Source organism: Pantoea sp. X-Soil-TKNS-1279 (assembly GCF_059730565.1).
In genome coordinates, this window is record NZ_AP035948.1 from 3,902,577 (window position 1) to 3,915,961 (window position 13,385).

General features: G+C 54.4%; 14 protein-coding genes. 8 read left to right on the forward strand and 6 right to left on the reverse strand.

Annotation, left to right across the window (positions count from 1 at the left end; genetic code table 11):
- Positions 1 to 127: 127 nt before the first annotated feature.
- From rng to csrD, 6 genes are all read right to left on the reverse strand, one after another.
- Positions 128 to 1,597 (reverse strand): ribonuclease G, encoded by a 1,470-nt coding sequence (rng, locus tag AC6I8N_RS18180; RefSeq protein ID WP_497829651.1) that lies wholly within the window; start codon positions 1,595 to 1,597, stop codon positions 128 to 130.
- On the reverse strand, positions 1,587 to 2,180 hold the full coding sequence (locus tag AC6I8N_RS18185; protein WP_208724274.1) for a Maf family protein: 594 nt from the start codon (positions 2,178 to 2,180) through the stop codon (positions 1,587 to 1,589). Before AC6I8N_RS18185 ends, rng begins: the two co-directional genes overlap by 11 nt.
- Positions 2,181 to 2,188: 8 nt before the next feature.
- Entirely contained in the window at positions 2,189 to 2,677 is a 489-nt protein-coding gene (gene mreD, locus AC6I8N_RS18190; RefSeq protein WP_013510723.1) for a rod shape-determining protein MreD, read from the reverse strand.
- Entirely contained in the window at positions 2,674 to 3,699 is a 1,026-nt protein-coding gene (gene mreC, locus AC6I8N_RS18195) for a rod shape-determining protein MreC (RefSeq protein ID WP_021183597.1), read from the reverse strand. Before mreC ends, mreD begins: the two co-directional genes overlap by 4 nt.
- Positions 3,700 to 3,894: 195 nt before the next feature.
- Complete coding sequence (gene mreB, locus AC6I8N_RS18200) at positions 3,895 to 4,938, reverse strand: rod shape-determining protein MreB (protein ID WP_003855260.1); 1,044 nt, start codon at positions 4,936 to 4,938, stop codon at positions 3,895 to 3,897.
- Between the two features lie 310 nt (positions 4,939 to 5,248).
- Entirely contained in the window at positions 5,249 to 7,195 is a 1,947-nt protein-coding gene (csrD, locus tag AC6I8N_RS18205; protein WP_497829652.1) for an RNase E specificity factor CsrD, read from the reverse strand.
- Positions 7,196 to 7,224: 29 nt separating this feature from the next.
- Between csrD and AC6I8N_RS18210 the strand changes: the two genes are divergently transcribed.
- The 8 genes from AC6I8N_RS18210 (at position 7,225) to panF (ending at position 13,385) form a co-directional block, all read left to right on the forward strand.
- Complete coding sequence (locus AC6I8N_RS18210) at positions 7,225 to 7,455, forward strand: hypothetical protein (RefSeq protein ID WP_208724277.1); 231 nt, start codon at positions 7,225 to 7,227, stop codon at positions 7,453 to 7,455.
- 35 nt (positions 7,456 to 7,490) lie between these two features.
- Positions 7,491 to 8,495: a protein-methionine-sulfoxide reductase catalytic subunit MsrP gene (msrP, locus tag AC6I8N_RS18215; protein WP_415174784.1), complete on the forward strand. Its 1,005-nt coding sequence runs from the start codon at positions 7,491 to 7,493 to the stop codon at positions 8,493 to 8,495.
- On the forward strand, positions 8,496 to 9,098 hold the full coding sequence (msrQ, locus tag AC6I8N_RS18220) for a protein-methionine-sulfoxide reductase heme-binding subunit MsrQ (RefSeq protein ID WP_497829653.1): 603 nt from the start codon (positions 8,496 to 8,498) through the stop codon (positions 9,096 to 9,098).
- Positions 9,099 to 9,330: 232 nt separating this feature from the next.
- Positions 9,331 to 9,783 carry a type II 3-dehydroquinate dehydratase gene (gene aroQ / locus AC6I8N_RS18225; RefSeq protein WP_021183601.1) on the forward strand — a complete coding sequence of 151 codons (453 nt, stop codon included), beginning with the start codon at positions 9,331 to 9,333 and terminating at the stop codon, positions 9,781 to 9,783.
- 21 nt (positions 9,784 to 9,804) lie between these two features.
- Positions 9,805 to 10,275, forward strand: coding sequence for an acetyl-CoA carboxylase biotin carboxyl carrier protein (gene accB, locus AC6I8N_RS18230; protein WP_021183602.1), 471 nt, complete (start codon positions 9,805 to 9,807; stop codon positions 10,273 to 10,275).
- An 11-nt stretch (positions 10,276 to 10,286) separates the two neighbouring features.
- Entirely contained in the window at positions 10,287 to 11,633 is a 1,347-nt protein-coding gene (accC, locus tag AC6I8N_RS18235; RefSeq protein WP_021183603.1) for an acetyl-CoA carboxylase biotin carboxylase subunit, read from the forward strand.
- 74 nt (positions 11,634 to 11,707) lie between these two features.
- Complete coding sequence (locus AC6I8N_RS18240) at positions 11,708 to 11,950, forward strand: YhdT family protein (RefSeq protein ID WP_208725593.1); 243 nt, start codon at positions 11,708 to 11,710, stop codon at positions 11,948 to 11,950.
- Entirely contained in the window at positions 11,940 to 13,385 is a 1,446-nt protein-coding gene (panF, locus tag AC6I8N_RS18245) for a sodium/pantothenate symporter (protein WP_497829654.1), read from the forward strand. The genes AC6I8N_RS18240 and panF overlap by 11 nt, the downstream gene beginning before the upstream one ends.

Sequence of the window (13,385 nt, forward strand, 5' to 3'; positions counted from 1 at the left end):
CTCTCATGCCCTGACCGTTATCAGTGCGGAACAATCGGGACGAAAGCGCATGTTAACCCAAAAAAGGGGGTATTTTTAGCCCGATTCCATGACAAAACGTCGTGCAAGGCCAGCATTAACAAGAAAATTACATCATCACCACGTCAAACTGCTCCTGCGTGTAGAGCGGCTCAACATGGACTTTCACCTGTTTGCCGACGAAGATCTCAACTTCGGCTAACGCATGTGATTCATCGCTCTTCAGCGCTTCCCCCACCGCCGGTGACACGTACACCAGGAAACAGTCTGAATCGTAGGCATGGTGGACACGCACGATTTCACGCATGATCTCGTAGCAAACAGTTTCCACCGTTTTCAGCGTGCCGCGTCCTTTGCACACCGGACAATCAGCACACAGCACATGTTCGATACTTTCGCGCGTGCGTTTGCGGGTCATCTCAACCAGACCAAGCGCTGAGAAACCGTTGATCCCGGTTTTAACCCGATCTTTACTCAACGCGCTTTCCAGCGAATGCAACACCCGGCGGCGATGGTCATCGTTACTCATATCGATGAAATCAATGATGATAATGCCGCCAAGATTGCGCAACCGTAGCTGACGAGCAATTGCCTGTGTCGCTTCGATATTGGTGTTGAAAATGGTTTCGTCCAAATTGCGATGGCCAACAAACGCACCGGTATTGATGTCGATGGTGGTCATGGCTTCGGTTTGATCAATGATCAGATAACCGCCGGACTTCAATTCAACTTTGCGATCAAGCGAACGCTGGATCTCATTCTCCACATCGTAGAGATCAAAGATGGGTTGCTTGCCACTATACAGCTCCAGCTTGCTGGCCATCTCCGGGATATATTCACTGGTGAATTCCACCAGCAGATCGCAGGTCAGACGCGAGTCTACGCGGATGCGGTCCAACGCGGCCCCGGCGAAATCTCGCAACACACGCTGCGCCAGCGCCAGTTCGCCATACAGCAGGCAACGGGTCTGGTTACGCTTTTTGCGCTCACTGACTTTGGTCCACAAACGCTTGAGGAATGCAGCATCCTGCGCCAACTCCTCCTCGCCAATGCCTTCAGCAGCAGTACGGATAATAAAGCCACCAAGATCATCACAATAGGCGGCCACTACCGCTTTCAGGCGTTCGCGCTCCGCTTCGCTTTCAATACGCTGAGAAACGCCAACGTGTGAGGCTCCCGGCATAAATACCAGATAACGCGAAGGCAGGGTGATGTCGGTGGTCAGGCGTGCACCTTTGGTGCCAAGCGGATCTTTGACCACCTGCACCATCAGGTCCTGCCCCTGACGCACCAGTTCGGCAATATCGCGTACGCTGAAATTCTTCTGCTCATCACCGGCAACACATTCGGTGTGCGGCATGATATCGGAAGCGTGCAGAAAGGCAGCCTTATCAAGGCCAATGTCGACAAACGCCGCCTGCATGCCGGGTAGCACACGGCTGACGCGTCCTTTATAGATGTTGCCCACAATGCCACGGCGCGCTTCGCGCTCGATGTGGATTTCCTGCAAAATGCCGCCATCAATATAGGCGACGCGCGTTTCAGAGGGTGTCACATTTACCAGCAGTTCAGCCGTCATCTTGTCCCCTTAGCGCACGCAGCGACTGGAAGTTGCTGAGCAACTCTCCGGTCTCAACCAGCGGTAACCCCACCACTGCGTGATAGCTTCCATTAATTTTGCGGACAAAGTTTCCGCCAATGCCCTGTATCCCGTAAGCGCCGGCTTTATCCATCGGTTCGCCACTGGCGATATAGTGCGCAATTTCTTCTGCCGTGATCTTGCGGAAAGTCACGTCTGTAACAACCAGGCAATCCAGCTGTCGCTGACGATCGGCCAACGCCACAGCGGTCATAACCTGATGTGTCTGCCCGGAAAGCTTACTCAGCATCTGCTGAGCATGGTCGGCATCGCGTGGTTTTTCCAGCACTTCGCCATTCAAAACCACGATGGTGTCAGCACCCAGTACCGGCAGATCCTGCGGGGCAACCTTCACACCAGCCGAAGCTTTATCACGCGCCAGACGGCAGACATAGGCTTCAGCAGCCTCTTCAGGCTGACGCTGCTCTTCCACATCCGTGATCAGACGTTCAAATTGCAGGCCAAGCTGCGTCAACAGCTCACGTCGACGCGGTGAACCGGAAGCCAGGTACAGGGTTATCATAGTTTTCCTTACTGAACAGCGAACTGACGGCGAATCTTTCTCATTAATAAGAATAGCCAGGGCCAGAGAATGCCGTCGACAACGCTACTCCAGAAGATTTCCGGACGAAAGGAGACATTGATCACCAAAAATTCCGCCCAGAAAACAATAACATCCACCGCCAGCGATAGCACCATAACCATTAATGCCTGCTGCCACAACGCTAAGTTACGGAAAAGCTGGAATTTAAAGGCTACCAGATAGGCGATGATACTCAACGCCAGCGCACGTACGCCCAGCGTTGAGCCTGCCACCAGGTCCATGATGGCACCCAGCACGAAGCCAGTACCCACATTCACCCGATGTGGCAGCGCCAGTACCCAATAGATCAGGATCAGTAACAACCATGATGGCCGGAACATGTAGATTTGTTCTGGCCAGGGCATGATTTGCAGGATGAGGGCAATCAGAAAGGACAGCCAGATAACCCATCGGCCCTGGCTGCGATAGCTACTCAAGGCTGGCCTCCACGCGAGTTCGCCGGTGTTACCTGCGAACTACTGCCACTATTGGCAGGTGCGGGTGGTCCCATTTGTTGACTGGCTGGTGCAGGTGGCCCCATTTCACCGGCGGGCGGTAACACCTGCGGCATCATCTGCATTAAACGTTCATTAGCGACACGATGCACTTCATCCGGCGCCATTGGCATATCGCCGTTACGATCGGCACCCCACAGCAGCAGCAGGTAGCGCAGACGCTGTAATCCCGCCGTTGGATGGGCCTGGATAATGGTGTACGCACGCTGCGTATCCACTTTCACCGATGACACCACACCCACCGGATAACCTTCCGGGAAGCGACCACCCAAGCCCGAGGTCACCAGCACATCACCCACACGAATGTCGATGTTGCCCGGTAAATGTTCGAGTTGCAGGTCTTCATTACAGCCGTTACCGGCCGCAATCACGCGGATATCATTACGCAGCACCTGAATAGGCAGCGCATGGGAAGCATCACAGATCAGCAGCACACGGCTGGTCACCTGACCTACCGCCACCACCTGTCCGACAACACCTTTATCGCTAATCACCGGCTGGCCTTCGTAAACGCCGTTTACGCTGCCCTTGTCGATAACCACCTGATCGGTGTAGGGATCGGTGCCAGTGGAGATCACCTGCGTCACCATTTTGTGCTCATCCTGACGCAGCGGTGAGCCAAGCAGCTCGCGCAGACGCGCGTTTTCCTGCTTGTATTGCCCCAGCATGAGCAGGTCGCTGTTCTTCAGGAAGAGTTCACGGCGCAGCGCTTTGTTTTCCTGCTCCAACTGCTGGCGAGATGCCAGCGTGGCAGAGACGCCGTCAAGCAGCTCTCTTGGCCCGTTTGCCAGGAAGTAAAAGGGACTGACCGAGGTGTCCAGGTAGTTGCGGATCTGGGAAAAAGAGCCCACGCGACTATCAGCGATAATAATCGCGATCGCCACAATGACTGCCAGAAAAAGGCGCAACTGCAGGGATGGCCCCCTGCTAAAAATCGGCTTCATAAAATCTGCGTGTTCCTCGACATCAGGGAAGAAGCGCGGGTGTTAAGACCTGCGCCTCCATGGCTGGACGCATCATAGTCATATCCCCTTTCTTCAAATTGCAGGTACGCTGATTACGTGCGTTCCCACAGCCTGAATAAGGGTTCAGGCGCTAATTCCCTGCGCAATTTGACCAGGGTCACAGCCGATGAGGATTTACTCCTCGCTGAACAAATCGCCGCCGTGCATGTCGATCATTTCCAACGCTTTACCACCACCACGCGCTACGCAGGTCAGTGGATCTTCGGCCACGACCACCGGAATACCGGTTTCTTCCATCAGCAGGCGATCGAGGTTACGCAGCAACGCGCCACCACCCGTCAGCACCATACCGCGCTCGGAAATGTCGGAAGCCAGTTCTGGCGGGCACTGCTCCAGTGCCACCATTACCGCGCTCACGATGCCGGTCAGTGGTTCCTGCAACGCTTCCAGGATTTCATTGGAGTTCAGCGTAAAGCCGCGTGGCACACCTTCAGCCAGGTTACGTCCGCGCACTTCGATTTCGCGCACTTCGTCACCCGGATACGCAGAACCAATCTCATGCTTGATACGCTCAGCGGTCGCTTCACCGATCAGCGAGCCGTAGTTGCGGCGTACATAATTAATGATAGCTTCATCGAAGCGGTCACCACCAATACGCACTGAAGAGGAGTAAACCACACCGTTCAGCGAGATGACGGCCACTTCAGTGGTACCACCACCGATATCAACCACCATCGAACCTGTTGCTTCAGATACCGGCAGACCGGCACCAATCGCGGCTGCCATCGGTTCTTCAATCAGGAATACTTCACGAGCACCTGCACCCTGCGCAGATTCACGGATGGCACGGCGTTCAACCTGGGTTGCACCCACCGGCACACACACCAGCACGCGTGGGCTGGGGCGCATAAAACTGTTGCTATGCACTTGCTTGATAAAGTGCTGGAGCATTTTTTCAGTCACGAAGAAGTCAGCGATAACGCCGTCTTTCATCGGGCGAATAGCGGCGATATTGCCTGGTGTACGACCAAGCATCTGTTTAGCGTCATGACCAACGGCGGCTACGCTCTTTGGGGAGCCGGCACGATCCTGACGAATGGCAACCACGGAAGGCTCGTTTAGCACGATGCCTTGTCCTTTTACGTAAATCAGGGTATTCGCGGTACCCAGGTCAATGGACAAGTCATTGGAAAACATGCCACGAAATTTTTTAAACATACTAAGGGATAATCCTGCAAGCTGGGGGCGGAAAATAAAATCCGCCTACTTTACCAACCACGCGAAGCCGCTACAAGGCGCAAAAACGTTCCGCTTCGGTGAAAAAATGTGCTAGCTAAATTTTACAGCATTGTATGCCACGGTTAGCTAACGATAAACGGCGCTAAGCCGCCGCTTTTACGGCTATTCGCCCAGCCAGCACGGGCGATTCTGGACATAAAATCTAACATTTCCCATCATGCTGGAGATCGAGAAACTTCACGTTTACACCTGGAAACAACTATCAGCGTCGTTATCAGGCTTAGAAGGACTATATCCGGTAACGTTGCGAATGCTTTTTCACGTTACTGTTCACCGGCAGCGACGGCGCAAAGAAATCGCCCTGCCCGCCGGATACGCCTAGCCCCGCCAGCGTTTGCCACTCCGCACGCGTACGTACGCCAGCCGCAAATACCTGAGTCGGCGTGGACTTACACACCTCCAACAGGCTTTGCACAAAAAGCTGATTTTCCGTGCGTCGTTCAATATTGCGCACCAGACCGGGGTCCAGTTTGATTAACTCAACGGGAAATTGCTTGATGTAGGCGCTGCTTACTACCGTTAACCCCGCCTGGTTGACGGCGATGCGACAACCAAACGCACTGAACATTTTGAAAACCGGCACTAAACGGTTGATGTGTTGACAAACATCCGCCTCGGCAAGTTCAAATAAAAAGCGTTTTCTTTGCGATTTACTGCACTGGAGTAAAAGTTTTTGCAACCAGCGCTGAAAAGAACGCTGTACCAGTGAATCAATATTCACCGGCAACGCCAGCGTTTCATCGGGCCACACCTCTGATAACGCAGCGATTCGGGTCACCATCTGACGGTCCCAGCTTTCAGCCATGCCCAGTTGCTGTACCAACGGCATGAACTCCGCCGACACCACTTCTTTATCACCATCAAAGACGCGAGCCAGCATCTCACGGTGATGGACTTTACCATCCAACAACACGGCGGGCTTCTGATACAGACGTGGTCCACCACGGCTCTGGGTGTTCTCCAGCAAGGTGCGCCAGCGCACGCTGCCACGTCCCATCTCAAGAGGGTTGCCCTCGCCAATTGACCAGCTGTTCCCCCCTTGCAACGCCGCACGACGGGTCGCCATTTCAACATTTTCCATCACCTGCGGCACGCTTTGCCCGCTGCGCCAGGCGCTGATACCAATATGGATAAGATCATCGCGATCCAGCATGCGCATCGGTGGCAATGAATCCACCGCATTGATCAGTTGATCGGCAATACTGTTCGCTTCTTTCAGGGTGCGGTGCGGCAGCAGCACCGCGAAGTCGCTGCGGAAATAGCGCGCCAGCAAGGCGCCAGGATAACGCAGCACAAAGGTCGACAACATGTTAATCAGGTCAAAAAGATACTCTTCAGCCAGTGCCGGACCGAGGGTTTCATGATGCGTTTCGAGATCGGGCAAACGTACCATCATCACCACGCCATGCGTGCCGACATCTTCCTGATCTTCTAACAGGGTCGCCAGTTGGTTGTCGAAGAACAATCGATTATTCAGACCGGTACGGGAATCCTGCGCGGCAAAGGTGCGAATTAAAGTGTCGATACGCAGTCGCTGTTCGCCTGCTTCGCGTAAATCATGTAGCAGCAGATCAATGGCGTGGCTGGCTTTGGGCGGCCATTCCGACTCCTCTCCAACGCGCGACTGACGATCGCCCGCCAGAATACGTTCCGAGCGCGCTTCCAACCGCTCCATATTGCGCCAATGACGGTTCAGCCAGCGATGCGTCATCACCAACAGCGAGGCCATGATCAGCACCACGCTAAAAATAACGATCAAGGTGTAGGCACCCGTGAAGGAACGAAACCAGGTTTTGGCCGGGTCCAGTACCACAACGCGCAGCGACAGACCGGATGAGTGCACCAGCGGCAGATCAAACTGAATAAAGCGGTTTGGCTCATCCTCCAGCATCGGGTTTTCATGGCGAGCCAGGCGAAACAACGTGCGGTCACCGCTGTGTAATTCGAGTTGTTCAGCATTGATAACCGGCATCAGACGCGTCAGCCATTGCGTCAGATCCTGGGGCGACTGGGTGAGCAGGGCTTTGTCGACTTCGGTAGCCAGCGTTTGTACGCGGGTTTCAACGCGCTGCTGTGATAGCCAGATAAAACTAAAAGCGCAGCCGACCAGCATCAGTAACATCGCCAGTAAGCTTAATAATGTAATAAACGCAGAAAACTTCGTGGTTAATCGCATCCCTGTGCCTGTAATCACTGCGGTTATGAATGGAAAAGAACCGTCTGCACGAGCCTCACTGGCGCAAACCTGAGCAAAATAGCATAAATCACCGTCTGAAACAGCGTTCCGCCGAGATCGCGGTGCAGACAAAGGCGAGTATAACGACAAACATCGTCCACCTGACTTTCACCGGATTTTTTTCGTCCTATTCTCAAGATAAGCGCAACCAGGAAATTTCACATTTTGCCGCACTTACTGGCAGGCTGCGCAGGGTTTGATCATGCTTGCTTTATTTATGCAGCCGGAGAATTCCATGAAGACAAAGCATTCCCTTTCTGAAGCTGATGTCACGCCAGAAAGCATCTTTAATATGCAGCGTCGTCAGGTGCTGAAAGCGCTCGGATTAGGTGCCGTTGCTGCCAGCCTGCCGGGCGGCGCCCAGGCCGATGTCCTGAGTTGGTTTAAAGGTAACGATCGTCCCGCAGCCCCGGCCGGTAAAGCGCTGCAATTTAGTAAACCGCCCGCCTGGCAGGCCGATTTGCCGTTAACGCCATTCGATAAAGTCGCAGGCTACAATAATTTCTACGAATTTGGCCTGGATAAGGCCGATCCAGCGGCCAATGCCGGGACATTAAAAACCGATCCCTGGCAGTTACGTATTGAAGGTGAAGTCGCCAAACCGATCACGCTGGATATGGATGACATCTTTAAACGTTTTGCGATGGAGCAGCGGATATATCGCATGCGCTGCGTAGAGGCCTGGTCAATGGTGATCCCCTGGGTGGGATTTGAGCTGAACAAGCTGCTGAAACTGGCAGAACCCACCAGCAACGCCCGTTTTGTTGCGTTCCAGACGTTATATGCCCCGGATCAAATGCCCGGTCAGAAAGACCGCTTTATTGGCGGTGGACTGGATTATCCCTATGTTGAGGGGCTACGTATGGATGAAGCCATGCATCCGCTCACTCTGCTCAGCACCGGCGTGTATGGCAAAGCGTTACCTCCGCAAAATGGTGCCCCAATCCGCCTGACGGTACCGTGGAAGTATGGTTTCAAAGGCATCAAGTCGATTGTCAAAATTACCCTGACGCACGATCAGCCGCCCACCACCTGGAACCAGATCGCCGCAAATGAATATGGTTTCTATGCCAACGTTAACCCGCATGTTGACCATCCGCGCTGGTCACAAGCCACCGAGCGTTTTATCGGTCCGGGAGGTATTTTGAAGGTAGAACGGCAACCAACGCTGCTGTTTAACGGTTATGCCAAAGAGGTCGCTTCGTTGTATCACGGGCTGGATTTACGGGAGAACTATTGAGTGCGCCTGACATTACGTCATATCACCTGGCTTAAAGTGGTGCTGCACCTGGCGGCTTTTTTACCGTTCGTCTGGTTGTTTTTCGCCGCTAATCAGGGTTGGTTAAGTGCCGATCCGGTCAAAGATATCCAACATTTTACCGGCAGAATGGCGCTTAAATTGTTGCTGGCGACCTTGCTGGTCAGCCCGTTAACCCGCTATGCCAAACAACCGCTGCTGATTCGTACCCGCCGCCTGCTGGGTTTGTGGTGCTTTGCCTGGGCCTGTCTGCACCTGACAAGCTACTACTTGCTGGAACTTGGCGTCGATAATCTGCGATTACTCGGCAGCGAACTGGTTTCCCGACCCTATCTGACCTTGGGGATTATCTGCTGGGTGATCCTGTTCACATTGGCCGTCACCTCCTTCCAACGCGCACAACGCAAACTGGGACGGCGCTGGCAAACGCTGCATAATGGTATCTATCTGGTGGCGATCCTCGCCCCCATTCACTATCTTTGGTCTGTTAAAGTCCTGTCACCACAGCCGTTGATCTATGCCCTGCTGGCGCTACTACTGTTAGCCTGGCGTTACAATAAGTTGCGAAAACTCCTGTCCAGATAATTCCTGCAAGGTTGTCTTCCGGCTGCAATTTCTGTTAAAAGGTGTGGCCTTCAGGCCGCATCCGATCATCTTCGCAGATAAGACCAGTATTTTGCTGCGAATTGCGACGAAACGGATATAATGCCCGGCTTTATTGCAAGACACGTCTTCTTTTTCACTCCGAAGAGTGACAAAGCAAGAATGTCGCGGTATTTTACGCGATGCCTGAATAATTGCAGGAGATAGCAGCAAGATGGCGCACAAATTTCACATACTGCTTTTGAACGGACCCAACCTGAATTTACTGGGTACGCGCGAGCCTGAGAAGTATGGTCACACGACACTGGCGCAAATTGTCAGCGATCTGACGCAACAGGCCGATCAGCACCATGTGAAATTGAGTCATCTGCAATCGAACGCGGAGTTTCAGTTGATTGATCGTATCCATGAGGCCAGAGGCAATGTGGATTACATCATCATCAATCCTGCCGCGTTCACGCATACCAGCGTCGCGCTGCGTGATGCCCTGCTGGCGGTGAGCATTCCTTTTATCGAGGTGCATCTCACGAACGTGCATGCCCGCGAACCGTTCCGCCATCACTCCTATCTTTCCGATGTATCTGCCGGCGTCATTTGTGGACTTGGCGTTGATGGATACTCGTGGGCTTTACAAACGGCGGTCAAACGCCTGACACATTCCAATTAAACAGAGTACGGAACCACACTCATGGATATTCGTAAAATTAAGAAACTGATCGAACTGGTTGAAGAGTCCGGCATCGCTGAGCTGGAAATCTCTGAGGGCGAAGAGTCCGTTCGCATCAGCCGTTCACCTGCCAATGTCGGTTATCCTGTTATGCAGCAGGCTTATGCTGCACCTGCACCGCAGATGGCTCCTCTGGCCGCTGCTGTTGCCCCAGCTGCTGCCCCAGTAGCCGCTGAAGCTGCCAAACCAGAAATCACTGGTCACATCGTGCGTTCACCGATGGTCGGCACCTTCTATCGTACCCCGAGCCCGGATGCGAAAGCCTTTATCGAAGTCGGCCAGAAAGTTAACGTCGGCGACACCCTGTGCATCGTTGAAGCGATGAAAATGATGAACCAGATCGAAGCCGATAAATCCGGCGTGGTGAAAGCGATTCTGGTGGAAAGTGGCCAGCCGGTTGAATTTGACGAGCCGCTGGTTGTCATCGAATAACGAGGCGAACCATGCTGGATAAAATTGTCATTGCTAACCGCGGTGAGATCGCGCTGCGCATTCTGCGTGCCTGTAAAGAGCTGGGCATCAAGACTGTGGCGGTTCACTCCACGGCAGACCGCGACCTGAAGCACGTACTGCTGGCTGACGAAACCGTCTGCATCGGTCCGGCGCAGTCGGTCAAAAGTTACCTCAATATTCCGGCCCTGATCTCCGCCGCCGAAATCACCGGCGCAGTTGCGATCCATCCGGGGTATGGCTTCCTGTCTGAGAACGCCGATTTTGCCGAGCAGGTCGAACGCTCCGGCTTTATCTTTATCGGTCCGAAAGCCGACACCATCCGCCTGATGGGTGACAAGGTATCGGCGATCACCGCGATGAAAAAAGCGGGTGTACCGACCGTTCCGGGTTCTGACGGCCCACTGACGGAAGACATGGAGAAAAACCGTGCCTTCGCCAAGCGCATCGGCTACCCGGTGATCATCAAAGCCTCCGGTGGTGGCGGTGGTCGTGGTATGCGCGTGGTGCGCAGCGACAAGGATCTTGAGCAGTCCATCAACATGACGAAAGCGGAAGCCAAAGCGGCTTTCAACAACGACATGGTGTACATGGAGAAATATCTCGAGAATCCGCGTCATATCGAAATCCAGGTGATGGCCGACGGTCAGGGCAACGCCATCTATCTGGCGGAGCGCGACTGCTCGATGCAGCGTCGTCACCAGAAAGTGGTGGAAGAAGCGCCGGCACCGGGTATCACCCCGGAACTGCGTAGCTTTATCGGCGACCGCTGTGCCAAAGCCTGTGTCGATATCGGCTACCGTGGCGCGGGCACCTTTGAGTTCCTGTTCGAAAACGGCGAGTTCTACTTTATCGAGATGAACACCCGTATTCAGGTAGAACACCCGGTCACTGAGATGATCACCGGTGTTGACCTGATCAAAGAACAGCTGCGCATTGCTGCCGGTCAGCCGCTGTCCATCCGTCAGGAAGATGTGGTGATCCGCGGTCATGCGGTGGAATGCCGTATCAACGCCGAAGACCCGAACACCTTCCTGCCGAGTCCGGGCAAGATCACGCGCTTCCACGCGCCGGGTGGCTTCGGAGTGCGCTGGGAATCGCATATCTATGCCGGTTACAGCGTGCCGCCGTACTACGACTCCATGATCGGCAAGCTGATCACCTACGGTGAAAACCGTGACGTGGCGATTGCGCGCATGAAGAATGCGCTGGCGGAGCTGATCATCGACGGTATCAAGACCAACGTCGAACTGCAGATGAAAATCATGTCCGACGAAAACTTCCAGCAGGGTGGGACCAATATCCACTACCTGGAGAAAAAACTCGGCCTGCAAGAGTAATTCTTGCAGCGCAGAGATCCTTTGAGGCCGGTTAAACCGGCCTTTTTCATTTTTGTTGCCTTTGAGGTTGCATGATGGATTGGCGTTTTGTGCAAGCGAATAAAGAGGCGCGCTGGGCGTTGTATCTGGCGCTGGCGTATCTCGCCGTGTGGGGGCTTTCCGCCTGGCTGGGTGGCGATGCCACCGGTATCACCGGGTTGCCACACTGGTTTGAACTCTCCTGCCTGTTTGCCCCTGTGCTGTTTATTGCGTTGTGCTGGCTGATGGTGCGGGTGATTTTCCGCGATATGTCACTGGAGGACAACGATGGAAAGTGAAATCATTCTTCCCCTGCTGGCCTATCTGGTGTTGATCGCCGGATTGTCGGTTTTTGCCATGCGCAAGCAGCGTGAGGGTAACTTCCTCACCGAATATTTCCTCGGCAACCGTTCGATGGGCGGCTTTGTGCTGGCAATGACCATCACCGCTACCTACATCAGCGCCAGTTCCTTTATTGGCGGGCCGGGTGCAGCCTACAAATATGGGCTGGGCTGGGTGCTGCTGGCAATGATTCAGGTGCCTGCCGTGTGGCTGTCGCTCGGCGTACTGGGAAAGAAATTTGCCATTCTGGCCCGCCGCTACAATGCCTTGACGCTCAATGACATGTTATATGGGCGCTACCGCAGCCCGCTGCTGATTTGGCTGGCCAGCCTGAGCCTACTGACGGCGTTTATCGGTGCGATGACAGTGCAGTTTATTGGTGGCGCACGTCTGCTGGAAACCGCTGCGGGCATTCCTTACGACACCGGACTGCTGATTTTTGGTGGCACCATCGCACTCTACACCGCCGTCGGGGGCTTCCGAGCCAGCGTATTGAATGACGCGATGCAGGGGCTGGTGATGCTGATTGGCACCTTCCTGCTGCTGTTTGCCGTTATTCATCAGGCCGGTGGGCTGGAGACGGCCGTCACGAAACTGCGCACCATCGATCCACAGTTGGTATCAACAGAAGGGGTGGGTAATGTCATCACTCCCACCTTCCTGAGTTCGTTTGCCGTGCTGGTGTGCTTTGGCGTGATCGGTCTGCCGCATACCGCCGTGCGCTGTATCTCGTATAAAGACAGCAAAGCGATGCATCGCGGCATTATCCTCGGCACCATTGTAGTGGTGATCCTGATGCTGGGCATGCATCTGGCTGGCGCGCTGGGTCGGGCGATCATCCCGGATCTTACCGTTCCCGATCGTGTGATCCCGACACTGATGATCACCGTTTTACCGCCTATGGCCGCAGGGATCTTTCTTGCTGCGCCAATGGCGGCGATCATGTCGACCATTAACGCGCAGCTGCTGCAATCCTCCGCTACCCTGATCAAGGATCTGTATCTGCGCATTGCGCCGCAGCACAGCGAAAATGAGGCGCGTCTGCGTCTGCTCTCCGGCACCATTACCTTTGTGCTGGGCATCCTGCTGCTGCTGGCAGCATGGAACCCGCCGGATATGATCATCTGGCTGAACCTGCTGGCCTTCGGCGGCCTGGAAGCGGTGTTCCTGTGGCCGCTGGTGCTCGGTCTGTATTGGCAACGCGCTAACGCTGCCGGTGCGATTAGCGGCATGGTGGTTGGCGCCGCATGCTACACGCTGCTCGCCAGCCTGAAACTGGAACTGTGGGGCTTCCACCCTATCGTTCCTTCCCTGATCCTTAGCCTGCTGGCCTTTCTGGTCGGTAATCTGTTTGGCACCGCGTCTGACCAACCTGACGCGGCCCTGGAATAA

Bases quoted from the DNA above. Each gene is read 5' to 3' on its own strand.
- rng (WP_497829651.1), bottom strand. From the start codon at position 1,597: ATGACGGCTGAACTGCTGGTAAATGTGACACCCTCTGAAACGCGCGTC.
- AC6I8N_RS18185 (WP_208724274.1), bottom strand. From the start codon at position 2,180: ATGATAACCCTGTACCTGGCTTCCGGTTCACCGCGTCGACGTGAGCTG.
- mreC (WP_021183597.1), bottom strand. From the start codon at position 3,699: ATGAAGCCGATTTTTAGCAGGGGGCCATCCCTGCAGTTGCGCCTTTTT.
- mreB (WP_003855260.1), bottom strand. From the start codon at position 4,938: ATGTTTAAAAAATTTCGTGGCATGTTTTCCAATGACTTGTCCATTGAC.
- csrD (WP_497829652.1), bottom strand. From the start codon at position 7,195: ATGCGATTAACCACGAAGTTTTCTGCGTTTATTACATTATTAAGCTTA.
- AC6I8N_RS18210 (WP_208724277.1), top strand. From the start codon at position 7,225: ATGGAAAAGAACCGTCTGCACGAGCCTCACTGGCGCAAACCTGAGCAA.
- msrP (WP_415174784.1), top strand. From the start codon at position 7,491: ATGAAGACAAAGCATTCCCTTTCTGAAGCTGATGTCACGCCAGAAAGC.
- aroQ (WP_021183601.1), top strand. From the start codon at position 9,331: ATGGCGCACAAATTTCACATACTGCTTTTGAACGGACCCAACCTGAAT.
- accB (WP_021183602.1), top strand. From the start codon at position 9,805: ATGGATATTCGTAAAATTAAGAAACTGATCGAACTGGTTGAAGAGTCC.
- accC (WP_021183603.1), top strand. From the start codon at position 10,287: ATGCTGGATAAAATTGTCATTGCTAACCGCGGTGAGATCGCGCTGCGC.
- AC6I8N_RS18240 (WP_208725593.1), top strand. From the start codon at position 11,708: ATGGATTGGCGTTTTGTGCAAGCGAATAAAGAGGCGCGCTGGGCGTTG.
- panF (WP_497829654.1), top strand. From the start codon at position 11,940: ATGGAAAGTGAAATCATTCTTCCCCTGCTGGCCTATCTGGTGTTGATC.